Source organism: Myxococcus sp. CA040A, from assembly GCF_013336725.1.
In the GTDB taxonomy this organism is placed as follows: Bacteria; Myxococcota; Myxococcia; order Myxococcales; family Myxococcaceae; genus Myxococcus; species Myxococcus llanfairpwllgwyngyllgogerychwyrndrobwllllantysiliogogogochensis.
On record NZ_JABUMR010000010.1, the window covers coordinates 150855 to 173287 of the forward strand.

A 22433-nucleotide genomic window follows, 5' to 3' on the forward strand; every position below is an offset into this window, starting at 1 on the left:
AACGGGCTCGGCACGGCGAAGGTGCGACAAGGTGACGCGCCCTGTCCCCCGGGCTCCCCGGGAGCGGCGGCCTCCCACGCTCCCCGAAGAGGGACTCCACGGGCCGCGCCTCTCCTCTGGTGGCGCTGTCCCGCGGAGCCTCGCTCCGGGTTCGTGTATCTACGACACCAACATAGTTTCCGAACGACACTGTGTCAATGCAATGGGAGGCCGGACGGGAGGACAGGGCCTCCGTGCGCGGGTGGACAGCGGGGCGTCAGAGTTCGAAGTTGAAGCCGGCCTTTTCGAGCTGGCGGTACTTCTTGTGGTCGAATCGGTAGAGGCGCGCGGCGCGGTGGGAGACGTCCTGCTCCACCTCGTCCAGTTCCTCCAGCAGGTCCATGGCCAGGATTTTCTTGCGGAAGTTGCGCTTGTCGAGCTCGCGCTCCAGCACGACCTCGTACAGGCGCTGGAGCTGGGTGAGGGTGAACTTGGGCGGCAGCAGCTCGAAGCCGATGGGCTGGTAGCGCACCTTGCCCTTGAGGCGCTGCAGCGCGGTGTTGAGGATGTCCGCGTGGTCGAACGCCAGCTTGGGCGTATCCCAGACGGAGAACCACGCGGCCTCGCGGGCGTCGGTGGCGGCGCGCAGCGCGTGGGCGCTGAGCTTCACCAGCGCGAAGTACGCCACGGTGATGACCCGGCCCCGAGGGTCCCTGTCCGGCTCTCCAAAGGTGAAGAGCTGCTCCAGGTGCCCGGGGCGCAGGCCGGACTCCTCCTCCAGCTCGCGCCGCGCGGCGGCCTCGAGCGACTCGTCCAGCTTCACGAAGCCGCCCGGCAGCGCCCAGCGGCCCTCGAAGGGCTCCACCCCGCGCTGGATGAGCAGCACCTTCAGGTCATCGTCGTCCAGGCCGAAGACGACGCAGTCCACCGTCAACGAAGGTCTCGGGTACTCGTAGGTGTAGCTCACGGCGCACCGGCATAGTGTCCGGAGCACACCCGAGTCAACGAGAGCGCGCTGGGCTACACCTGGACCATGCGGGACAGCTTGCGCCAGTCGACGAGCTGGACGCTCTCCTCGGCCAGGTCGAACTCCACCGAGCGCCGCATGCCGATGACGTCGCCGCCCATCTGGAAGGGCACGTCGCGGTCGAAGTCCATGCGCAGGCGCTGGACGAACCAGTCATGCATGTGCGGCAGCGGGTGCTCGCCGCGCCACAGCTTGAACATGTTGCGCGTCGCCTCCAGCACGCCGGCACTGTAGACGCGCACGGAGAGCCGGTGCGGCACCGTCTGGGCGAAGGGGAAGGCCTTGAAGCCGAAGCCCCACTCGGGCGTCGTGGCGGCGCCGGCCACGCCCGCGGGCCCTTCGTACAGGAGCGCGCCCTTCTCACTGTTGGGCACCGGAATCACGTTGCCGCGAGCGTCCACGGTGAGGGCGGGCTCGCCCACGTTGTAGACGGACACCCGAGGGGTGCCGGAGCCGAACATGTGCCGAGGCACCGTCCGGGTGAACATCGCGGTGAGGTAGCCGCGCAGGCCGGCCTGCTGGCTGCGCAGCGGACCCGCGGCGGAGAGCTGATCCTTGAAGTCCTGAATCATCTCCGCGTCCCAGCCCGTGCCGGCGAAGGGCGCCACCTTGCCCTCCACGCGCACCAGGGAGAAGGGACGCAGGGGCGGCAGGACTTCGTGCATGGCGGCGATCTGCTTGAGCGCCACGGCGGGACGGGGGGCGCCCGTCACGCGCGCCCAGGCGTTGCCAGTGCCCATGGGGAGCACGCCGATGGCCGGCAGGGCCACACCCGCCGCGCGCAGCTCGTTGAGCAGACCGGTGATGGTGCCGTCACCGCCTCCGGCCAGCAGGAGCGAGGGCGGGTTGGGACGCAGCTCGGAAATCCAGTGCCGGGCCTCTTCGAGCGAGCGGGTGAGCGCCAGTCGGGCCTTGGGGAGGAAACGCTGCACCAGGCCGCCGACTCCCTCGGAGCCCCGGCGTGCACGCAGATTGACGAGGACAGCGATGTCGGTCATGGCGGCGGGACTTTCCCCGGGCCGTGTCATGGCCCGGTCACGGGCCCGCGATGGACCAGGCCCGTGACGACAATGTGAGTCTCACACCCCTAGTGCGTGGGCGACGCGCGCGCCAAGCCGCCCCCGAGCCTCCCTCCTCCCCAAGAGAGCGGCCGTGGCGACCAGTCCCCCAGCGAAGAGCAGGCGGCGCAGGGCTTGCTTGCTCCGGGAGTGATAGCCGCCGGACGTGGCGGTGCCCTCGGACATGGGGTGGAACAGGCTGCCGGGGGTGGCGCCCTGACGTTCGTCCTCGAAGTGTAGGGCCTCGGTGGCGCCGTGCATGGTGCGCTCGAAGGTCCGCGGCATCAGGCCGTGCATGGCGGCGAAGGCGCGGGCGGCGGGGCCGACGAGGACTTCGGCGCGGGGTTGGCGCAGGACGCGGAGGATGGCTCGGGCGACGCGTTCGGGGGTGTAGACGGGCTCCACGGGGCGCACGCGCCAGCCGGTGTAGTTGGCCGTGTGGTGCCACAGGGGCGTGTCGATGGCGGCGGGCATCACGGTGCAGACGTGGATGCCGGTATCGAGGAGTTCCTGGCGGACGGAGGCGGTGAAGCCTCGCACGGCGTGTTTGGAGGCGACGTAGGCGCTGACATAGGGGGCGGTGACGGAGCCGAAGGATGAGGAGACATTGACGAGGGTGCCGTGGCCCTGGCGGCGGAACTGCGTCACGGCGGCGCGGGTGCCGCTGACGGTGCCGAAGAAGTTGGTCTCCATGAGCTGGCGGAAGGCGTCGTCGGGGGTCTCCTCCAGGCTGCCCATGAGGTAGACGCCGGCGTTGTTGATCCACGCGTCGAAGCGGCCGAAGGCTCGCACGGCTTCCTGGGCGAGCGCCTGCACGGAGGCGGAATCCGAGACATCGGTAGGGACGGCGACGGCGCGGACGCCGAGGGAGACGCACTCACGGGAGAGGTCCTCGAGCGGCTCCTCGCGGCGGGCGGCGAGCACGAGGTGGGCGCCCTTCTTCGCGAGGGCGAGCGCGGTGGCGCGGCCGATGCCGCTGGACGCTCCGGTGATGACGACGACGCGGTTCTTCCATGCCCGTTTCATGTTCCCTGGCCTCCGTTGGGCGAGCCGGCGCGCTGGCGGCTCCTGGCCCTGAGCGAAGATGGGGATGAAGGTGGCGAGTGCCTCGTGCCCCAGGGGGCTCCCCCGGAGAGCGGGCGGCAGAGCGGTTCCGGAGCACGGACGGGAGTCCAGCGCCGGGACGGCGCCATGGGGATTGCACCCGAAGTGGAACGACTCCGCGCCGGTGGGTCCGGGCCTGAAAGCAAGGGGTTGGGGTGGTTTGGAGGAAGAGGGAGAGGGCTGTTATGGGCATGCGACTGTCTGGTGGGCAACGGAACGCGGCCTGCACTGACACCACACGATGAGCACTCCAAGACCTGTCCTGCCGCCCTGGGTGGTTGCCGTTCTCCTGTCCGCGCCGGCCTGTATCGACGTGCCGGGCATCACTTCCGTCCAGGGCGAGGTGAGCATCCGCACGCCTGAGGCGACGGCCTATACGAGGGGGGTCTTGGACATTGGCCTGGAGGTGACGGGGCACCGTCCGGACCGTGTGGAGTTGCTTCGGGACGGAGAGGTGCTCGCGGTGCTGGAGGCTCCGTACGCGTATGCGTGGGACACGGCGGGGGAGACGGAGGGTGAGCACCGGTTGGGGGGGCGGGTGGTGTTCGGGGAGACGGTGTTCACGGGAGAGGAGCGCGTGGTGGTGGTGGACCGCACGGCGCCGCGGGTGGTGTCGCGGGCCCCGGAGCCGGGGGCGCAGGATGTGTGGGTGAAGAGCCCCATCCAGGCCGTGTTCTCCGAGCCGATGAAGCCGAGCACCGTGACGAGCGCCTCCGTGCGACTCACCGTGGGCGGGGTGGAAGTGGCCCGGACGGTGTCACTGTCGGGGGATGGGAAGACGATGACGGTGGTGCCGGGAGCGCCCATCTTGGCCCCCAGTGCGGTGGCGATTGCGCTCACTTCGGCCGTAACGGATCTGGCGGGGAATGCCTTGGATGTTCCCGCAGGCCCGTGGGACTGGGAGCACCCCGCGGTGCTGTTCGAGCCTGCTGGACCCGTCTTCGCCAAGAATTCGGGGAGCATTGCTTCCTCTCGTTCTGGGTTCGGCTCGGACAAGCAAGGGAACTCCATCATCGTCCAAACAGAGAATTTCCTGACACACACTCAGCTACGAGTCTACGGCAACACTGGCAGCAAATGGACGGAATTGGGGAGGGGTCTGGAAGCCAGAGCAGGTGGCTTCGAGCCATACAAACCAATCCTCAGGTTCGACCCTCTTGATGATTCACCAATCATCGCCTGGCATGAAGGACAAGGCAGCAACGAGTCCGAGCGCATCTACGTCGCGCGTTGGATGGGAAACCAATGGAACTACCTGGGGGGTTCGACAGGCATCCTCCCATCCCACCCCGACAGCACTTACCCGGTCATGAATTTGGATGCGACAGGAAAACCGTTCGTTGCATTCTTCTCCGACGCTGAACAGACCACCTACGTCTACCGCTGGACGGGCACAACGTGGGAAGGAGTTGGAGGAAGCATCAACTTGGAGCTCGGCATGCTTTCGAGCTACCCGCTCGATATCAGGCCCGGCCCCTCTCAATCTCTGTTCTTGTGGGTGACGGGAGCGACAGACGGAACACCCGCACCATCTGTCGTTCAATGGGACGGCTCCACGTGGAAGCCTCTTCGTGGAACTCAACCTTCCGTCAACCCCTCTTTCGGTTGGAGCCAACGCCTCTTCATTTCCCCAAAAGGCAACCTGATTCTGACCGGGCTCGCTCAAGCGACTAGCGGCTCCACGCAGGCGCGTTCATACATCTGGGAGAGCAATGAGTGGAAGGTCTATTGCCCGCCGCTCGAGCCAACCATAGCTCGTCATTCCGATTTGACGCGCCTCGAAGTCGACGACAATGGGACGTTGTGGATGGTCTGGGCGAAGCAGCCAGAAACAGTCTTCCACATCGAGCAATGCATATCTGGGTCGTGGTCTCACTTCGCCAGCAGCTCGACCGCACCCCACCCCATCCCGACCGCGACATTCTCGACCTTTACCCCTACGCAACACTCCAACGGCATCCAAGTAGTGACCACTCTCCCCGACGGTGGAACGCTGGTCGTTCACTCACACCCCAATCGCTAGAATCGGCCATGCCCTCACCTTGTCGCCCTGCCCCCAGCTCCTCCAGGAGGAATGCCATGCGGTCCGCATTGTTCATCCTGAGTTGTATTCTTCCCTTCACCTCATTCTCAGCCCCGCGGCGACTGGTCGTTGCGAGTGGCGACTGCAAAGACGCGGAGCTGGGCAGCCAGGCCAATGCGTTCCTCAGCGCTCTCGTGTCACGTCCGGAGCAGGACGTTTTGAGCGCGGCCGGTTTCAGTGAGCGGCTGTTCCCTCAGCCCACCAAAAGCTACGAGGACATCCAGCGGCAGCTCGACTCCGCTCAGGACCACTTCTACGAGAGTCGCAACGGCAAGGCCGCGATAGCTATCGACGAAGCCCTCCAGCAAATCAACCGCCTGCCCGTGGGCGATGCGCGCTGGAAGCTCTACGTGAACGCCCAGCTCCTGCACGGCCTGAACTATCGGACCATGGGCAAACAAAAGGAAAGCGACACTGCGTTCCGAAGCGTGTTGCGACTCCAGCCCACCTACGCGCTCGACCCGGACTATTTCGCGCCCTCGGTGCGCCAGGGATTCGACAAGCTGCGCAGGGAACTGAACCTCACCCGCAAGGTGAAGCTCTCGGTGAAGTCCACATTGCCGACCTCGGACGTGTACCTCGACGGCATCAAGATGGGGCAGACGCCGCTGACTCTCGACGTGCTGGCTGGCGCCTATGACCTCACCCTTGTGAAGGGTGAGGCCATCAGCTTCCCTCGACAGATTCAGGCGCAAGGCGCTGACACACCACTGCTCGTGGACCTCGCCTATGAGGGCTCCGTCTCCGCCACGCCGTTCCCCTGTCTCTCCATCCCCGAAGCCAGCGCGGAGCGGACCCTCAGTCACGCCGTCCGTCTGGGCGGAACACTCGGTGTCGAAGAGGTCATCGTTGTGCGCCTGGAGCGCCCCAGCAGTGGCCCCAAGTGGTTCGCCGCCACGGTGCTCAATGTCGAGGGCGGTCAGAAGCTTCGCGAAGGCGGCTTCAAGACGCAGGGCCTGGATGCCCCGGCGGAAGCACTCTCCGCCCTGGTGGACTTCGTGACCACGGGTCGGTCTCCTTCCAACCTCGTGGTGATGAACGCCAATGGGCGAGCTCCCTGGGAGCAGGCTGTGACCGCGGACAAGTCTGGCGCCCAGCACGGAGGCGGCATGGACATCAGCGCTCCGAACCCTCTCTCGGACGGCATCGCGGACTCGGCGGACCGACCCACACCGGCACTGCGCGTGGCCTCCTATGTCCTGATTGGCACCGGCGTGGCCGCGCTAGGCGGGGCGGGCGTAGTGCGGTTCCTGGCGCAGAAGAACGTGGACGACCTGGAGAAGCGGCTCGAGAACGGTCGAATCCTCTCCTCGGACCAGGAGGCGCTGCGGCTTCGGAGCTCCTTGGTCCAGAAGAGCAATCTCCTCACGGGACTACTCGTCGGAGGAGGCGCGGCGGTCGCCACGGGGGCCGTGCTCTTCCTTCTGTCGCCCTCGCCCCAAGCGCCGCCGCCTGTCTCGGTGGGCGTCGCCACGAATGGTGAGGACTTCTCAGCCAGCTTCTCCGGCACCTTCTGAATCCACGTCTCGCGGACTACGAGGGAGGAAGCCTGACACACCGCGTTCGTCACGAAGCCAGCGAGCGAGTTCGCCAGCCGCGCCGATAACGTCGCCGCCGCATAGAGTGCCGCGCATGACGCGTGCCCTTCTTGCCCTGCTCCTGGCCACGAGCGCTTCCGCCGCGGCCCCTCGCACCCTCCGGGTGGATTACTTCCACACCGGCAACGCCACCGAGGAACGCTTCAGCCTCGACCGGGTGGTCACCGAACCGCTCCCCTGGCCGGGACACACCGCACGCGCGGTCGACGACACCAACCTCGGCAAGTATCTCTTCGAGGTAAGGGACCGGGACACGAACCAGGTCCTCTTCTCCCGGGGTTTCGCTTCCATCTACGGAGAGTGGGAGCTCACCACCGAGGCGAAGAGCCAGCACCGCACCTTCCACGAGTCGCTTCGCTTTCCCACGCCGGAGCGCCCCGTCCAGGTGCTCCTCAAGAAGCGGGACGCACAGAACGCCTTCCGCGAGGTGTGGTCACTCATCGTGGACCCGAAGGACATGTTCGTGGACCCGTCCTCACCGCCCGCGCCAGGCCCGCTGCTGAAGCTGCTGGAGAACGGGCCGCCGGAGCAGAAGGTGGACCTGCTCATCCTGGGCGACGGTTACACCGAAGCGGAGCGCGCCAGGTTCGAGAAGGACGCCCGGCGCATGGTGGACATCCTCTTCACCTTCTCGCCCTTCAAGGAGCGCAAGGCAGACTTCAACGTCTGGGGCCTGATGCCGCCCGCCGTGCAGTCCGGAATCTCCCGGCCGTCCACCGGCGTCCACCGGCGCTCACCCGTGGGCACCACCTATGATGCCTTCGGCAGCGAGCGCTACATCCTGACCTTCGACAACAAGGCCTTCCGCGAACTGTCTGCCTTCGCGCCCTACGAGTTCGTCGAAATCCTGTCCAACGGCAACACCTATGGAGGCGGAGGCATCCTCGGCCTCTACGGCACCGTGGCGGCTGACAGCCTGTGGGCGCCCTACGTCTTCGTCCATGAGTTCGGCCATCACTTCGCGGGCCTCGCCGACGAGTACTACACCTCCGAGTCCGTCTACGTGCCCAGCGCCGACCGGCTGGAGCCCTGGGAGAAGAACGTCACCGCGCTCAAGGACCCGGAGCAGCTCAAGTGGAAGCACCTGGTGACGCCCGGCACGCCCCTGCCCACACCCTGGAGCAAGGAGGCCTACGAGACGCACTCCAATGACGTGCAGAAGCGCCGCCGCCAGGTCCGGGCCCAGCGCAAGCCGGAGTCGGAGATGGACTCACTGTTCGTGGCGCAGCGTGACTGGGAGGAGAAGTTCCTTTCCTCACAGAAGTACTCGAACAAGGTGGGCGCCTTCGAAGGGGCCAACTACGAGGCCCGGGGGTATTACAGACCCCAGCTCGACTGTGTGATGTTCACCCGGGACCGGGTGCCCTTCTGCGCGGTGTGTCAGAGCGCGATTTCACAGGTCATCGACTTGTACGCGGGTCCCCGACCTCCAGCCTCCCGCAAGACACCCTGATAACCAGTCATTTCGAGGGATTCCTGCGTGACATGGCGGTGTCACGGGGGCCCCGCAATGGACCCTCTCCAGGTTCAGGTGTAAGGGGGGCGAGTTACTACCTGCATCCCTGGAGGGGACCGCATGCAGAAGCGAAATTGGCTTGCAGCGCTCATGACCGCCGTGCTCGTCACGATGGGCACGGGCTGTGGAGATGAGTGCGTCGACCAGTTCGACTGTCGCGCCGATAATGGCCAGCCAGATCCGGGCAAGGAGTGGACCTGTAACGATGGGACCTGTGATCAGGTCGCCATCAACGTACCGACCCCGGACTCGGGGACGCCGGATTCGGGGACGCCGGACTCGGGCACTCCCGACTCGGGGACTCCGGACGCGGGCGTGACCTGCAACCCGGGCTGCGGCACGGGCGAGCTGTGTGACATCAGCTCCGGCACGGGCGTGTGCAAGATTTGCCGCGACTCCGCCACGGGCACGGGCACGGATGAAGGCTGCTCCGCCGCTGCTCCTGTCTGCGACATCACTGGCACAGGCGGCAAGGGCGTATGCACCGCGTGCCGCGACACGGCCACGGGCAACGGCCAGGACCTGGGCTGTGCCGCTGAAGTGCCGGTCTGCGACACCACCGCCAACAACGGCGTGGGCGTCTGCAAGGCGTGCACGGACTCCGCCACGGGCAATAGCCAGGACCTGGGCTGCTCGGCCACGGCCCCCATCTGCGACACGGCCGCCAACAGCGGCGCGGGCGCGTGCAAGGTCTGCTTCGACTCGCAGACGAGCCCCGACCAGGGCTGCTCTTCGCCCACCAACATCTGCGACACGGCGGCCAACAACGGCGCTGGCGAGTGCAAGGTCTGCAACGCCACCGAGGGTTGCCTGGGTGAGCAGACGTGCAACGCCGCGGGCACCGCCTGCGAGGGCTGCGCGGACAACGCGTCGTGCGCTCCGGAGACCCCGGTCTGCCGCACGGACACCACGCCGACGGTGTGCGTCGAGTGCTCCCCGGGCAACACCGCCCACTGCGATGCGACCAAGCCGGCCTGCAATGCCAACTTCCTGTGCGGCTGCACGGAAAATACCGACTGCGCCGCGGTGCCGGACAGCGCGCGTGACTTCTGCGACCCCACGGGCAACAACAACCGTGGTCAGTGCGAGGTCTGCGTCACCGACACCCAGTGCGCGGGTCTGGATCCGCTGAAGCCGGTCTGCAACAACCGCACGGAGTGCGTGCAGTGCCTGACGAACGCGAGCTGCACGGCGGGCCAAGTCTGCAACACGACCACCCACGCTTGCGAGACGGCCCCTGGCCCCACCGCGGCTGAGACCAGCGCGCAGATTGCCGCCTTCCTCGCCGCCGAGGCGGGCTCCCCCAACCTGCCCGTCAATGGAGCCTACGTCACGTTCCTCAAGCCCGCCGTGCCGGGCCAGGACAACGAGACCGAGCCTGTCGGCTTCTTCCTCCAGGCGGAGGCCAACGGCCCCGCGATGTTCGTCTCCGACCCCGCCGTCGTGAACCAGGTGTCCGTGGGAGACCGGATCAGCCTGACGGTCGCCACGAAGCAGCTCGCGAACCAGCAGGACCTGGCCAGCACCGTCGCGGATTTCACGCGGCTCAGCCAGGGTCACTCGGTGCGCTCGCTGGCCGTGGACCGCTCCGGCGCGAACGACCTCGTTACCGCACTGGCCGGCTACGAGTATCAGCTCATCACGCTCTCCGGTACCCTGGGCGCTGTGGGCGGCGCGGGGGCGGGCTTCACGGGCTTCCCCATCACGACGACCGGGATGTCCACCACCAACACGATTCGCCTGCGCATGCCCACGGCCCTGCCCCAGGCGCTCGAAGCCGCCCCGGGCTGCCAGTTCACCCTCGTGGGTCCCATGTGGCGGTTCGGCACCACCCCGCAGCCGTCGGCCTTCTCGGCTTCGGACATCACGCTCGACTGCCCCGCGCCCAAGCTGGTCACGGCGACCAGCCTGTCCGCCACGCAGGTCCGGCTCACGTTCGACCGTAAGATTGCTGAGGCTTCGGTGCAGGCCTCGGACTTCACCATCGAAAACCTGACCGTCTCGGGCGTCGCGGTCGACGGAACGCTGGTGACCCTCACCACGAGCGAGCAGACCGCGGGCACGGCCTATACGGCCACCGTCTCCGGCGAGGTCACCGACCTGAGCGGCAAGCCGGTCGCCAGCGCGAACAACAGCGCGAACTTCACCGGCTTCACGCCTCCGCCCCAGGGCGCTTCGCTCGTCATCAACGAGGTGGACTACGACAACCCCAGCAATGACACTGCGGAGTTCATCGAGATCTACAACCGAGGCAACGCGGCCGCCGACCTGAGCGACCTCGAACTCGTCCTCGTCAACGGTGGCTCGCCTGCGGCCACGCCGCGTCGCCAGTACCTCCGCTTCCCGCTGAGCGCCGTGACCGATGCTGGTGGTACCGCGGTGACGTCACTGCCGGCTGGTGGCTATTTGGTCGCTGCCTCGACGACCTACTTCGCCAGCAATCCGCTGCCCGGCGTTCTGCGTCTGATCATCGCCGTGCCGCCGCCGAACGCTACTCCGAACGAGAACATCGTCCAGAACGGCCCTGACGGCATCGGCCTCCTCCAGAACACCACGGGAACGATGATCGACACCGTCTTCTACGAGACCGGCCCCGAGAACACCCAGTTCAACATCGTGACCGGCGCGGGTGACTTGCTCCTCGATTTCCTCGAGGGGACCAAGACCTCCGCTGCGGACTCGGGCTCGGCGGCGGGCTCTATCCAGCGCGTTCCCAACGGCGGCGACACCAACAACAACAACGCCGACTTCGTGTTCTTGCCCCTCACTCCCGGCGCGCCGACGCCGTAATCGGCTGACACGGGGCTGAGCCCCCAAGCTCATCCTTCCTGGCCGCGGTCCCTTCGGGGGCCGCGGCCTTTTTCTTGGCCGAATCACTCGACGCGCGATTGAGCTGCTGTCACCGCCACGGACTACAGTGCCCGCTCTCACCTGCGGCCACGGCCCCTGCCGGTTCGGAGTCTCCATGCGGTTCCAACGTGCACTGACGTTGCTGCTCGCCCTCAGCCTGTCCGCATGCCCCGGCTCCAAGCCCACCACACCCCTGCTCCCTGAACGGGACGCCGGTCCGAATCCCACCGACGGCGGCCACACCTCGCTCACCGTCGAGACCACTTCCCTCTCCGACGCCTACCTCGGTGACGCGTACTCCGCGCCCCTCGCGGTCTCCGGTGGCTCGCCCCCCTACGCCTGGAGCCTCTCCAGTGGAGACCTGCCCTCCGGCCTGCGGCTCGGCGCTCAGGGACTCCTCTCCGGCAGCCCCGTCGCCTCCGGCTCCTTCACCTTCACCGTTCACGTCCAGGACGCTTCCGGCGCCGCGTCCTCCCAGCAACTCACCCTCTCCGTTCTCGCGCCGCCCACCTTCTCCACCGCGTCCCTCTCGCTCGGTGTCGTTGGCCTCCCCTACTCCGCCGCCCTCTCGGCCTCCGGTGGACTCGCCCCGCTGAGCCTCCACGTCACCTCCGGTGCCCTGCCCCCCGGCCTCCAACTGGAAGCCTTCTCCCTCGCCGGCACCCCCACCACCTCGGGCTCCTTCTCCTTCACCCTCGAGGCCCGCGACGCCAATGGCCACACCGCGTCCGCGGACTTCCAGCTCACCATCCGCGACGGACTCACCATCACCTCCACCACCCTCCCGGATGCCTATACGGACAGCGCCTATGGCCAGGCCCCCTCCGTCCTCGGCGGGAAGGCGCCCTACGCGTGGACCCTCGTCAGCGGCGCCCTGCCTCCCGGACTCGCGCTGCTCGGCTCCGGCGTCCTCGATGGCACCCCCTCCGCCGCCGGCACCTCCACGTTCAGCCTCCGCGTCACCGACGCCAACGGCGCCACCGATATGCGGGAGCTCTCCCTCGCGACCTACCTGCCCCCTTTGCTCGCCGCCGTGGCCCCGCAGAGCGTCTACGTCCAGGACAACGTCGCTCGCGCCCTCCAGGCCTCGCAGGGCAAGGCCCCCTTCGTCTTCTCCACTCCGGGCCCCCTTCCCACCGGACTCTCACTCGCTCCCGAGGGACTCCTCCACGGACAGCCCACCCAGGGCGGCGCCTTCACCTTCGACGTCATCGCTCGTGACGCCAATGGCCGCACCGCCACTCGCTCCGTCGCCTTCACCGTCCTCGCCCTTCCCACCATCACCACCCAGGCCCTCCCCGATGCGACGCTGAGCACCGCCTACCAGCACGCGCTCACCGCCACCGGTGGCCGAGGCACCCTTACCTGGACGCTCGTCTCCGGCACGCTGCCTCCCGGCCTCTCGCTCTCGCCCCAGGGCACGCTCAGCGGCACGCCCTCCTCCGCCGGCACCTCGTCCTTCACCGTCCGCGTCTCCGACGAGAACGGTCGCACGGCCCCTCGGACCCTGGCGCTCGTCGTCTACGCCCCCCCCACCATCACCACGAGCGCGCTCCCCGAGGCCGACACTGGCGCGCCCTACTCCGCCACCCTGGCCGTCTCCGGTGGCAAGGCCCCCTTCTCCTGGAGCGTCGTCTCAGGCTCACTCCCCACCGGCCTGTCCCTCTCCAGCTCCGGCACGATCAGCGGCACCACCACCTCCAGCACCCGCACCTTCACCATCCGCGTCTCCGATGCCCAAGGCCGCTTCGCCGAGCGCAGCGTGTCTCTCTCCGTCTACGTGCCCCCCACCGTGACGACGGACACCCTGCCCCAGGCCATCTCGGGCCAGCCCTACTCCACCACCCTTACGGCGAGCGAGGGGCGCGCGCCCCTGACCTGGAGCCACGTGGGCGCGCTGCCCACCGGCCTGACCCTCTCCGCGAGCGGCCTCATCTCCGGCACTCCCACCGTCCAGGGCATCACGTCTTTCAGCGCCTCCGTGCAGGACGCCAAGGGCTCCTCCGCCTCGCGCGCGCTGTCACTCACCGTCAGCGGCTCGGGACAGCCTTTCATTGTGGGCCACTGGAACATCGAGTGGTTCGGCGCGGAGACCCAGGGCCCGCCCAACTCCACGTCACCCGGGGGGAATCTCGATGACCTGCAGCTCGCTCACGCGCGAGACATCCTCGCGGACACGGGCGCCAACGTATGGGGCCTGGTCGAGATCGTGGACAACGCGGACTTCGACGTCCTCAAGGCGCAGCTCCCCCAATACGACGGCTTCCTCGCCAACGACTCGACCTACGTCCCCAACACCAGCTTCTGGTACTCGGCCGGAGAGCAGAAGCCCGGCATCCTCTACGACAGCAGCCTCGTCTTCCAGAGCGCGGAGCTCATCCTCACCGAGAACTCCAATGTCTTCGGAGGTCGCCCTCCCCTGCGCGTCAACTTCACCACCTTCATCAACGGCGCTTCGGCCCCCCTCATCGTCATCGTCATGCACATGAAGGCCTTCGCCGACGTGGAGTCCCATGGGCGAAGACAGGAGGCCAGCATCGCGCTGAAGGCTTATCTCGACGGGATGCCTACCGCGCGCGTGATTGTCATTGGCGACTGGAATGACGATGTCGACCGCTCCATCACGTACAGCGGAGGCGTGTATCTGAACACGCCCTTCGAGAACTTCATCTCCAACCCCACCCACTACACCTTCATCACCCGGGCCCTGTCGGAGCGCGCCGAGCGCACCACCACCGAATACCCCGACACCATCGACCACACGCTCGTCAGCGACGAAGTCGCCGCCGTCTACGTCCCCGACTCCGTCCGCGTCGTTCGCCCCGACTCGTGGATTCCCAACTACAACAACATCGTCAGCGACCATTACCCCGTCGTCAGCCACTATGCCTTCGGCGGAGGAGGCGGCGTCCCCGACGGTGGGACGAGCACACCTCCCGCGATGCTCATCAACGAGGTGCTCGCCAACGAACCCTCGGTCCCGAGTGGCGACGGCGGCACCGTGCCCGACAGTCAGTACGAGTTCGTCGAGGTCATCAACACCGGCGGCTCCACCGCGGACCTGTCTGGCTGGTCTCTGTCGGATGCCAACGTGGTCCGGCACACCTTCGCCACGGGGACACTCGTCCCGCCGGGAAAGGCGTATGCCGTCTTCGGCGGCCCCAACGGCTTCCCACCTGGCACGCCTGACACCGTGCACGCCTCCACCGGGCAGCTGGGCCTCAACAACGGCGGCGACACCGTGACCCTGCGAAACCTCCAGAACACCGCGGTGGATGTGATGACCTATACGAGCACCGTGGACAACGTGTCGCTCAATCGCTCACCCGACGCGTTCCCTGGCGGCACCGACTTCGTCCTCCACACCACGCTCAATCCCAGCCTTGGCTCGTCACCGGGCCGTCGCGCGAACGGCAACGCGTTCTGACGCAAGGCCCCGTTGTCAGCGGACGGCACGTTCGACCTACCGACGACTCGGCGTGAGCACCCGCGCCGCTTCGTCGCGGGATGAACCGGGCGATGTCCGCTCACGGACGCGACGAGGCCTTGTCGCGCTCGCGGAGCTCACGCTCCGTCGGGATGAGCGGCTCCTGGGCAATCACCACCTCGACATCTCGCGCCACCCAGCCGCCGGGGCCGTCGTCGTATGTCACCTCGACGGAGTCCCCCTCGCGCATCGAGGCCAGACCCACCGGCTTCCCGTTCAACCGCAGCAGCGTGTCCGACGTCACCTCGACATCCCGCTCCTGTCCGCCCGAATCGCGGATGAGCAACTCGTTGTCCCCCACCCACTCCACGCGCCCCGACACACTCCCCGTGGGCGCGGGTCGCCCCGAGCCACCCTGTCCCGTGCGGCCCTGCGCATCCAGACCTTTCAAGGCCTCGGGGTCTGGCGCGCGCTCACGCGAGGCGACCAGGTCTCGAAACAGGGCCGAGCGCACCTCCCGGTCGTCCGCCGAGGGAGTGCGCGTCGACACCTTGTCCTCTTGCCGCTCGCAGCCACCGCCCCCCAGCACGCCCCCCACGAGCGCCAGCGCCAACCACCCTCCTTGGCGTGTGCGGTCCATCGTCCCCCCGTGCTCCGCATGCGCGTCAACGCTCGTGGGCCTGGGGCACGCCCCGCCCCACCCACTCACCTCCTCGTCAACATGCGAACGCTCCAGGCGGCCGAGAACCCGGGGAACCCAAGCCCCAGCCCCGAAGCACGAGGGACAGGCAGCCTGGCGCCTCGACGCTCGGGTGTCAGCGCGAGGCTTCTCCGTGGATTCGTCAGGTCCGGTTCTTGGCGAATGAGCGACTCAAGCCCCCAGACAGTCACCAGGGGACTCGGTTGCGAGCCGCTGACACCAAGAGCGGATGGAATTCCAGCGCGCTGTCAGGCTACGAGGCGGCTTCGACCTTCGCCTTGTGAGCCCACGTGACTCCGCTTCCCCTTCCCAAAGAGCGCCATCTGCGGCCCTTCTCCTTCTTCTCGGCGCAACGGGGCGGAATGTGGCTGTTTCTCGTCGTCGCCTTCGTCATCTCCTACAACGCCACCTCCCGCACCAGTTCGCTGCGCGAGTACCTGACGCCTCCGGTGCTCGCCGGCGGCTGTGGCGCGCTGTTCCTCGCGCTGTTCGCCTTCTTCTTCTGGCGCATCCGCAGGTGGGGCACGACCTATCACCAGGGAGTCTCGTTCTCGAGCGCGGGTGACGAACGAGAAGCAGCCCGCTGCTACGAGGAGGCCGCACGCCAAAGCACCCAGGGCACCCAGCGGGCCGTCTCCGTCACCATGGCCGGACAGTCTCTGTTGACTCTGGGGGAGGCAGCACGCGCACTCGAACTCTTCGGCTCCGCGGAGCACTCCGGTGCGTTGCGAAGGTTCGTTCCAGCCGCGCACCAATGGCTGCCCAATCTGATTGCCCACGCCTACTTCCTCCAGGGCGAGCTGTCCCCGGCACGTGAATGGCTGGAGGAAGGGCGCAAGCGGGCTGGGAAGCTGCCCCCCTCCTACGCGTTGCTGCCCGAGGTCTCCCTGCTCTGCCGCGACGGACAGCACAACGCCGCGTTGGCGCTCCTCGCGGCCCGAGCGAACGAGGCGGACGCCCTGGCGGGACGTGATACCCGCCGACTCAAGCTCCTCAAGGCCTTCGCCCTGGACGCCGTGGACCCGATAACTCATGCGATGGATATCGACGCCACACTGGCCGCTGCACGGCTCGGGCGCCCCGATGACTTCGAATCCCTGTCCTCGCGGTGGCCGGAGCTGCGCGCCTTCATGGAGCGCAGGGGCCTGACGACTCCCGTCGCCGCGTAGACGGCGAACCGAAGTCCCCGGGGACATCCACCCGTCAGAACGCGGGCAGGTCCGACGCCAGGTGCGCCGACAGGCCGCCGTCCATCACCACGGCACTGCCATTCACGTAGCCACTGAAGGGCCCGACGAGGAAGGACACCATCCCCGCCACCTCCTCCGGCGTCCCGAACCGCTTCACGGGGATTCGCTCCAGCAGTCGCGCGCGCACGGCCGGGTCCGCCTTCGCCAGCATCTCCGTGTCGATGTAGCCCGGGCAGAGCGCGTTGCAGGTGATGCCATACGCCCCCCACTCGGCGGCGATGGCCTTCGAGTAGCCCACCACCGCGTGCTTGGTCGCCGCATAGGTGGACGACTGCGCCCCACCAAAGAGCCCCATGATGGACGCGATGTTCACGATGCGCCCGTACCCCTGGGCCTTCATGCGCGGCAGGGCCCACTGACACAGGTTGCGCACGCCCTTCACATTCACGTCGAACAACTGCTCCCACTCGGCGGTGCTCACCTCGTCCACGCGGTGGAACGGCCCACCCACCCCCGCGTTGTTCACGAGCACTCGCGGCACCCCCAGCTTCGCCTCGAGCCGTGAGAGCGCCACACCCACCGCGCCCTCGTCCGCCAAATCACAGGCCAACGGCCACACACGCCCCCCAGCCGCGGTCAGCCGCTCCTGGAGTCGCGTCAGCGCCGCCTCGTCCCGCGCCAGCAGGACCACCTCGAACCCCTGCCGCGCCAGCTCGGTGGCGATGGCCGCGCCAATCCCGCGACTGGCTCCAGTGACGACCGCGACAGGGGCCTGCTTCGACTGCGTCTCCATCAGAGGACACCTCGGGGAGGGACGAGGCGAACCTCGTCGACCCGTACGTTCAACGGCTTGGTGGAAATCTCCCAGACACACTGCGCCACGTCGTCCACCGAGAGCATGTCCGAGGGACTGAACTCCGGCCGGGACTTCCAGAAGGACGTGTAGACCGCCCCCAGGGACAGGAGCGTCGCCCGGATGCCGAGCGCCTTGCCCTCCTCGTTCAAGACCCCGGTCAGCCCTCGCACCCCGTGCTTGGACGCCGCATAGGCCCCATTCATCGGCAAGGTGAGGTGGTCGCTCACGGACCCGAGGTGGATGAGCCGCCCCCCACCTCGGGGCTTCATCCTCCGGAACGCCTCCCGCGCACACAGGAACGTCCCCGTCAGGTTCACCTCCAGACTCTTGCGCCAGTCCTCGAGCGTCAGCTCGTGGAGCGGAGCGAAGACGCCAAACCCCGAGCAGTTGACCAGCACCGAGATGGGACCGAGCCCCGCCTCCGCCTTGTCGAACATCGACACCACGGAGTCCTCACGCGTGACGTCCACGTGCACCGCGTCCTCGGTCTCCGTCGCCACGTCGTTCGCGGCGCAGAGGACCTTCAGGCCCTCCGCACGCAGCTTGTGCGTGACGGCCCGGCCGATGTCGCCCGTGCCTCCGACGACGATGACATTCCGACCACTCACGTGCCGTGCCCTCCCCTGGGCTCACCCTCGCGGGGCTCGCGAGGCGGGGAGTATGTCGGACCGGCACAAGAAAGGGGCCCCGTGTCACTGCCCCCACGCGTGTTCACCCGCGGCGGGGAGTCAGGCCACGAGGGCCCGGACCCGGGAGCCGCCCCTGAAGCGGGCCACTCCCGGGGACAGCCATCCCTCCAGCCCACTCAAGCCGCGTTGCCGCGCTGGCTCAGCCGGGTGCCTTCCGGCGAGTTGTCGATGTCGACCCCCAGCTCGTCCCGGAACACGTCCAGCAAGTAGGGCAGCACGCCGATGGTGCCCGCTCGCATCCGATGGTGCAGCGCGAGGTCCTTGTTGGTGAGCCGCCGCTCCGGATGAGGACGCTTCAGCAGCGCGTTGGTCTCACGCTGGACATTCTCCAGCGCGAGGAGCGCCGAGCGCTCCAGCGTCAGATACTCCGCGGTGGCATCCGCGATGGCATCCGCGAGCTCCATGCGCGGCCCCGAGGTGGCTCCCGAGCGCTCACGGACCAGGCCCCTGAGGTGCTCGCGGGTGGTCTCGTACACCGCGTCATGCACGGGCGTGAAGACATCCTGCAAGCGAACCAACGACTCTTCCCGGAAGGTGCTCACACCGCGCTGGGCACGGTCGAACATCTCGATGTAGCGAGCCTCCGCCCAGTTGCGCTGCGTCGCCGTGTGCAGGCGCGTGGGCCTCATCATCTCCCAGTCATGCGCCATCCGCTCGCGCATCCGGCCCCAGAACCCGTCGGACTCCCCTTCCACCTTGAACACCGCCGCGCGGATGTGCTCATAGGCGCGACACATGTAGCTCCACAGGTTGAACTGGAGCGAGTAGAGCTGGAGCCCCAACTGCCCGTAGTCCACTCCCGGGACGATGTCGTTCGCCCACTCGAAGGGAGTCGGAGGCTCACCGGCCACGGGCCTGCCATCCATCAGCGTCTGGAAGTACTCCTCCATCAGGTTCGGAGGCCCGGCGCACACCCCTCGGGTCGACAGGTAGTGGTTGTCGCGGTCCGACACGTAGAGCAGCTCGGCCGAGGAGATGGGCGTGTCGTACGTCATCGGCTCCTCCGGGAGGAAGAGCATGAAGGCCGCCACCATCCGCACGCCGTCCGTCACCCGGTAGATGTTCGACAGGACCGGGTCCAGCGTGCCGTTGGGCACCGGGTCGTTCGCGCGCATCAACATGAAGGAGGGCACCGCGAGCACGGCACACGCCACCGCGTGCAGGTCGCCCATCCGCCAGCGTCCGTCCGGAAGCACGGTGTCATCGCGCAGGAACGCCCGACGCACCGCGAGCACCGCGTGCATCATCGGCTTCCAGTGCTTCATCATCGACTTGAGCGCCGTCACGTTCATCGGCGCGCTGTTCCGGTAGCGACTGCCCGCGAAGTGACAGGCCTTGAACTCCGTCTCCACCTTCATGCGCATGGCTTCGGGGAAGACGTTGCTCTCCCCGATGTGCCGCCCCTCCGCGTCGATGGCGGGGTGCGCGATGCGATACACCGGGAGCATCGCCTCCAGGAAGCCCAGCTCCAGGGGGATTCCCGTGAGCTTCCGCATGACGTCGGACGCATCCGGGTTCCACCACATCGGCTCCGTGGGAGCCTCCCGCCGCGCCTCGAACGCCAGGTACTTCCGATGCGTCTCGCTGTCGAAGGCGAGCGTCGGGGGCTCGCGCGACACGATGCCCTCGGCCAGCAGCGCCTCGAGCAGCTCCTTCACGCGCTCCCAGGGGTACGGCTCTCCCGGCGTCCACCGCGTGGCGGCCCCCGCCATGAAGGAGTCCTCGAGGCAGAGCTGCTCTCCAAAGGAGTGCAGGTCCAGCTCCTCGATGTAGATCTCCTTGGTGCCGTAATAGATGTGCAGCTCTCGCTGGCCCTCGGATGAGTTCAGGTACTCCTTGATGAAGCGACGCCGCATGGGCACGTACAGCGTCTCATGGGGGTCCAGCGACACCGCGTCCAGACTCACGTGGCAACTCCTCGAAGGCCCTGAATGAAACAGTCGCCAGCAGCCGGTATCCGGTCCGCTGGCGACTGAAGTCAGCTCATCGCTCAGAAGTCGAGAGGGGCAGCGACGATGATGCCGCCGCCACAGCCACGACCACCGATGACGGTGCCATCGTCAGCCTGCATCGGACCTGCACGAACGCGAGTCTTGATCTTCATGGACTGCTCCTTGTGCGTGTGTGAGGACTGGCTTTCCGATTCACGCGAGGAACAGACCTCGCGGACCCGGGATGTGAATTGAAGCCGGATTGTTACTTGCCGTCAAGTTGCACAAGCTTCGTGGATTTCAAATGCAATACGAGCAATGGGCAGGCCTCCCGCATCGTCGCGAGCTGTCGAAAGCGAGGATGGCGCGATGCGCCACCTTCCACGTCCCTCATGCAAACAGTCGCCGGCAGGCGAGACACCACCCGCCGGCGACTGAAGTCAGCTCACAGCGGTCAGATGTCGAGCGGCGCGGCGATGATGATGCCGCCGCCACAGCCACGGCCACCGGAGGTGGCGATAGGTCCAGCGCGAACGCGGGTCTTGATCTTCATGGACGGCTCCTTGATGTGAGTGAGGACTGGCTTTCCGATTCACGCGAGGGACAGTCCTCACGGACCCGGAGTATCAATTGAAACCGGTCGACAACTTGACGTCAAGTTGCAGCAGCCATTCGGGGGCTCCATGCAATGGCCATGACGAGATGCAGCGCAATCACTGCCTCATTACTGGAATTCCTGCATCATGGACCCAACTCTTGAGACCTGAAAAACAAGTTTATCCAGGCGGCGTCAAGATTGACGATGCCGCAATGCGGCACCTGCGAAACAAAAACAGTCGCCAACAGCCGACACGCGGCCTGCTGGCGACTGAAGTCAGCTCACCGCGGACGGACGACTCGATGGGGCGGCGATGACGATGCCGCCACCACAGCCAAGGACAGGGTCGGCACGGACGCGGGTCTTGAGCTTCATGGACTGCATCTGGGTCAGAGAGGACTGACTTTCCGGCTCACGCGAGGAGCAGGCCTCACGGACTCGAAGCATCAATTGAAGCGGGATGATTCCGGGAGGTCGAGTCGCGGCGGTGCTTTGCAGCCCCCCGTCATGGCCTCGACTCCGAGGATGCCACCCATCGGGTGATATCGCGGCGGCGACGAAACCCTTCGCAATGCCTCCCAAACAAGCGCCCGCCAGAACAGGCCCTCGCGAGGCTGCTTGTTCGCTGCGCGGTCAACGTCTCGCGGTGGGTCGAATGCCATCGAAGAGGATCGTGAGCATGCGCTGGCGGAAGGGTTCGCTCCACGCATCCGTGAGCGCTTCCTGGCAGAGCGCGGCGAGCAGGGCGACCAGCTCGGTGGGGAGCAGGTCTCCGCGGACGGTGCCCGCCTTCTGGGCGCGCTCGAGCAGTACGTCGATGGCGGGCCGGAGGCGCGTCAGGGCGTCGCCGACGCGGACCTGGACCCCGGTTTCGGCGAGCCGGGCGAACACGGCCCTGTTCCGGGCGCTGACGGCCATGACGCGGGCGCAGAACTCGAACAGGGCGGTGACCGCGCCCTGATTTTCGACCATCGCGTCGACTTCCGTGATGAGGCGGTCCAGCAGGTTCATCACCACGGCTTGGAGCAGGTCGGGTTTGGTCGGGAAGTGCCGGAACACGGTGCCAATCGCGACGCCGGCGTGAGCGGCCACGGCCTCGGTCGAGGCGGACGCCCCCTGCTCGGCGAACACGGCCTCGGCCGCCTCCAGGATGCTCGCGCGATTGCGGCGGGCGTCCGCACGAACGGCCTTGTCCCCACCACCACCACCGGAAGGCGGCACACCGCTCCGAGCCATCAGTCCTCCATCCTTCCTTGCGAAAATGAGTATGACTCATTATTTATCCTGAGTCACACTCATCTTTTAATCGGGAGGTTCGACCATGTCACCCTCGGCGGCCGGCACAGCAGGTCCACTCACCGTCTACCAGCGCATGCAGGAAGCACTCGTCGGAGACGGCGCCACGCTCCTCCCCGCCGAGCTGCTGGCCGAGGATGTCGTGGTCGAGACGCCCTTCTCCCCTCCGGGCATGCGACGCCATGAGGGCCGCGAGGCGTGGCTGGCGTTCTACCGGGCCCGGAGCGCGGTCCTGCCGGTGCGGTTCGAGCAGTTCCGCGAGCTGGCCACTCACCAGACCCACGACCCCGAGGTCATCGTCGTCGAGTACGAGCTGGCGGGGACGGTCACCACCACCGGCCTGCGCGCCTCGGCGACCCTCATCGGAGTGCTGCGGGTCCGCGACGGACTGATTCAGCACTGGCGCGAGTACCAGGACATCCTGGCGATCAGCGAGGCGCTGAAACTCACGCCCCAGGACCTCGGCGGAGCTGGCACGCCTGCCCCGTAGCCCTCGGCGCGCGACGCTTCGCCCGCGTCAGGCACCTCGCG

General features: G+C 67.2%; 15 protein-coding genes. 7 read left to right on the plus strand and 8 right to left on the minus strand.

Annotated features, from left to right (window positions below; genetic code table 11):
• Positions 1-256: 256 nt before the first annotated feature.
• The 3 genes from HUA75_RS37730 to HUA75_RS37740 all read right to left on the minus strand — a co-directional run bounded on the left by HUA75_RS37730 (position 257) and on the right by HUA75_RS37740 (position 3090).
• On the minus strand, positions 257-946 hold the full coding sequence (locus HUA75_RS37730) for an NUDIX domain-containing protein (protein WP_141648624.1): 690 nt from the start codon (positions 944-946) through the stop codon (positions 257-259).
• 53 nt (positions 947-999) lie between these two features.
• On the minus strand, positions 1000-2004 hold the full coding sequence (locus HUA75_RS37735) for a diacylglycerol kinase family protein (protein ID WP_174489186.1): 1005 nt from the start codon (positions 2002-2004) through the stop codon (positions 1000-1002).
• 81 nt (positions 2005-2085) lie between these two features.
• Positions 2086-3090, minus strand: a complete 1005-nt coding sequence (locus tag HUA75_RS37740) for an SDR family oxidoreductase (protein ID WP_174460556.1) — start codon at positions 3088-3090, stop codon at positions 2086-2088.
• 466 nt (positions 3091-3556) lie between these two features.
• On the opposite strand from HUA75_RS37740, the gene HUA75_RS37745 reads away from it, so the two are divergent.
• From HUA75_RS37745 to HUA75_RS37765, 5 genes are all read left to right on the plus strand, one after another.
• Positions 3557-5191 carry an Ig-like domain-containing protein gene (locus tag HUA75_RS37745; RefSeq protein ID WP_174489187.1) on the plus strand — a complete coding sequence of 545 codons (1635 nt, stop codon included), beginning with the start codon at positions 3557-3559 and terminating at the stop codon, positions 5189-5191.
• Between the two features lie 218 nt (positions 5192-5409).
• A complete protein-coding gene (locus HUA75_RS37750; protein WP_371746281.1) occupies positions 5410-6768 on the plus strand; it encodes a PEGA domain-containing protein in 1359 nt (452 codons plus the stop codon).
• Between the two features lie 115 nt (positions 6769-6883).
• Entirely contained in the window at positions 6884-8302 is a 1419-nt protein-coding gene (locus HUA75_RS37755; RefSeq protein WP_174489189.1) for an IgA Peptidase M64, read from the plus strand.
• 123 nt (positions 8303-8425) lie between these two features.
• The gene (locus tag HUA75_RS37760) at positions 8426-11155 is read left to right on the plus strand and encodes a lamin tail domain-containing protein (protein ID WP_174489190.1); all 2730 of its coding nucleotides are present in this window, start codon (positions 8426-8428) and stop codon (positions 11153-11155) included.
• Positions 11156-11330: 175 nt separating this feature from the next.
• Entirely contained in the window at positions 11331-14642 is a 3312-nt protein-coding gene (locus tag HUA75_RS37765) for a putative Ig domain-containing protein (protein ID WP_174489191.1), read from the plus strand.
• Between the two features lie 100 nt (positions 14643-14742).
• On the opposite strand, the gene HUA75_RS37770 is transcribed toward HUA75_RS37765, so the two are convergent.
• A complete protein-coding gene (locus HUA75_RS37770) occupies positions 14743-15255 on the minus strand; it encodes a hypothetical protein (RefSeq protein WP_174489192.1) in 513 nt (170 codons plus the stop codon).
• Positions 15256-15704: 449 nt separating this feature from the next.
• Between HUA75_RS37770 and HUA75_RS37775 the strand changes: the two genes are divergently transcribed.
• Entirely contained in the window at positions 15705-16511 is an 807-nt protein-coding gene (locus HUA75_RS37775; protein WP_174489193.1) for a hypothetical protein, read from the plus strand.
• A gap of 34 nt (positions 16512-16545) precedes the next feature.
• On the opposite strand, the gene HUA75_RS37780 is transcribed toward HUA75_RS37775, so the two are convergent.
• The 4 genes from HUA75_RS37780 to HUA75_RS37795 form a co-directional block, all read right to left on the minus strand.
• Complete coding sequence (locus tag HUA75_RS37780) at positions 16546-17325, minus strand: SDR family NAD(P)-dependent oxidoreductase (protein WP_174458254.1); 780 nt, start codon at positions 17323-17325, stop codon at positions 16546-16548.
• Positions 17325-17996 carry an SDR family oxidoreductase gene (locus HUA75_RS37785; RefSeq protein WP_174489194.1) on the minus strand — a complete coding sequence of 224 codons (672 nt, stop codon included), beginning with the start codon at positions 17994-17996 and terminating at the stop codon, positions 17325-17327. Before HUA75_RS37785 ends, HUA75_RS37780 begins: the two co-directional genes overlap by 1 nt.
• A 197-nt stretch (positions 17997-18193) precedes the next feature.
• The gene (locus HUA75_RS37790) at positions 18194-19984 is read right to left on the minus strand and encodes a hypothetical protein (RefSeq protein WP_174460542.1); all 1791 of its coding nucleotides are present in this window, start codon (positions 19982-19984) and stop codon (positions 18194-18196) included.
• A gap of 1255 nt (positions 19985-21239) precedes the next feature.
• On the minus strand, positions 21240-21842 hold the full coding sequence (locus HUA75_RS37795) for a TetR/AcrR family transcriptional regulator (protein ID WP_174489195.1): 603 nt from the start codon (positions 21840-21842) through the stop codon (positions 21240-21242).
• Between the two features lie 85 nt (positions 21843-21927).
• On the opposite strand from HUA75_RS37795, the gene HUA75_RS37800 reads away from it, so the two are divergent.
• A complete protein-coding gene (locus HUA75_RS37800; protein ID WP_174458250.1) occupies positions 21928-22392 on the plus strand; it encodes a nuclear transport factor 2 family protein in 465 nt (154 codons plus the stop codon).
• Positions 22393-22433: the final 41 nt, after the last annotated feature.

Excerpts from the sequence above, each read along its gene's own strand:
- HUA75_RS37800 (WP_174458250.1), top strand. The coding sequence starts at position 21,928 with ATGTCACCCTCGGCGGCCGGCACAGCAGGTCCACTCACCGTCTACCAG.
- HUA75_RS37755 (WP_174489189.1), top strand. The coding sequence starts at position 6,884 with ATGACGCGTGCCCTTCTTGCCCTGCTCCTGGCCACGAGCGCTTCCGCC.
- HUA75_RS37775 (WP_174489193.1), top strand. The coding sequence starts at position 15,705 with ATGTGGCTGTTTCTCGTCGTCGCCTTCGTCATCTCCTACAACGCCACC.
- HUA75_RS37795 (WP_174489195.1), bottom strand. The coding sequence starts at position 21,842 with ATGGCTCGGAGCGGTGTGCCGCCTTCCGGTGGTGGTGGTGGGGACAAG.
- HUA75_RS37740 (WP_174460556.1), bottom strand. The coding sequence starts at position 3,090 with ATGAAACGGGCATGGAAGAACCGCGTCGTCGTCATCACCGGAGCGTCC.
- HUA75_RS37735 (WP_174489186.1), bottom strand. The coding sequence starts at position 2,004 with ATGACCGACATCGCTGTCCTCGTCAATCTGCGTGCACGCCGGGGCTCC.
- HUA75_RS37780 (WP_174458254.1), bottom strand. The coding sequence starts at position 17,325 with ATGGAGACGCAGTCGAAGCAGGCCCCTGTCGCGGTCGTCACTGGAGCC.
- HUA75_RS37760 (WP_174489190.1), top strand. The coding sequence starts at position 8,426 with ATGCAGAAGCGAAATTGGCTTGCAGCGCTCATGACCGCCGTGCTCGTC.
- HUA75_RS37765 (WP_174489191.1), top strand. The coding sequence starts at position 11,331 with ATGCGGTTCCAACGTGCACTGACGTTGCTGCTCGCCCTCAGCCTGTCC.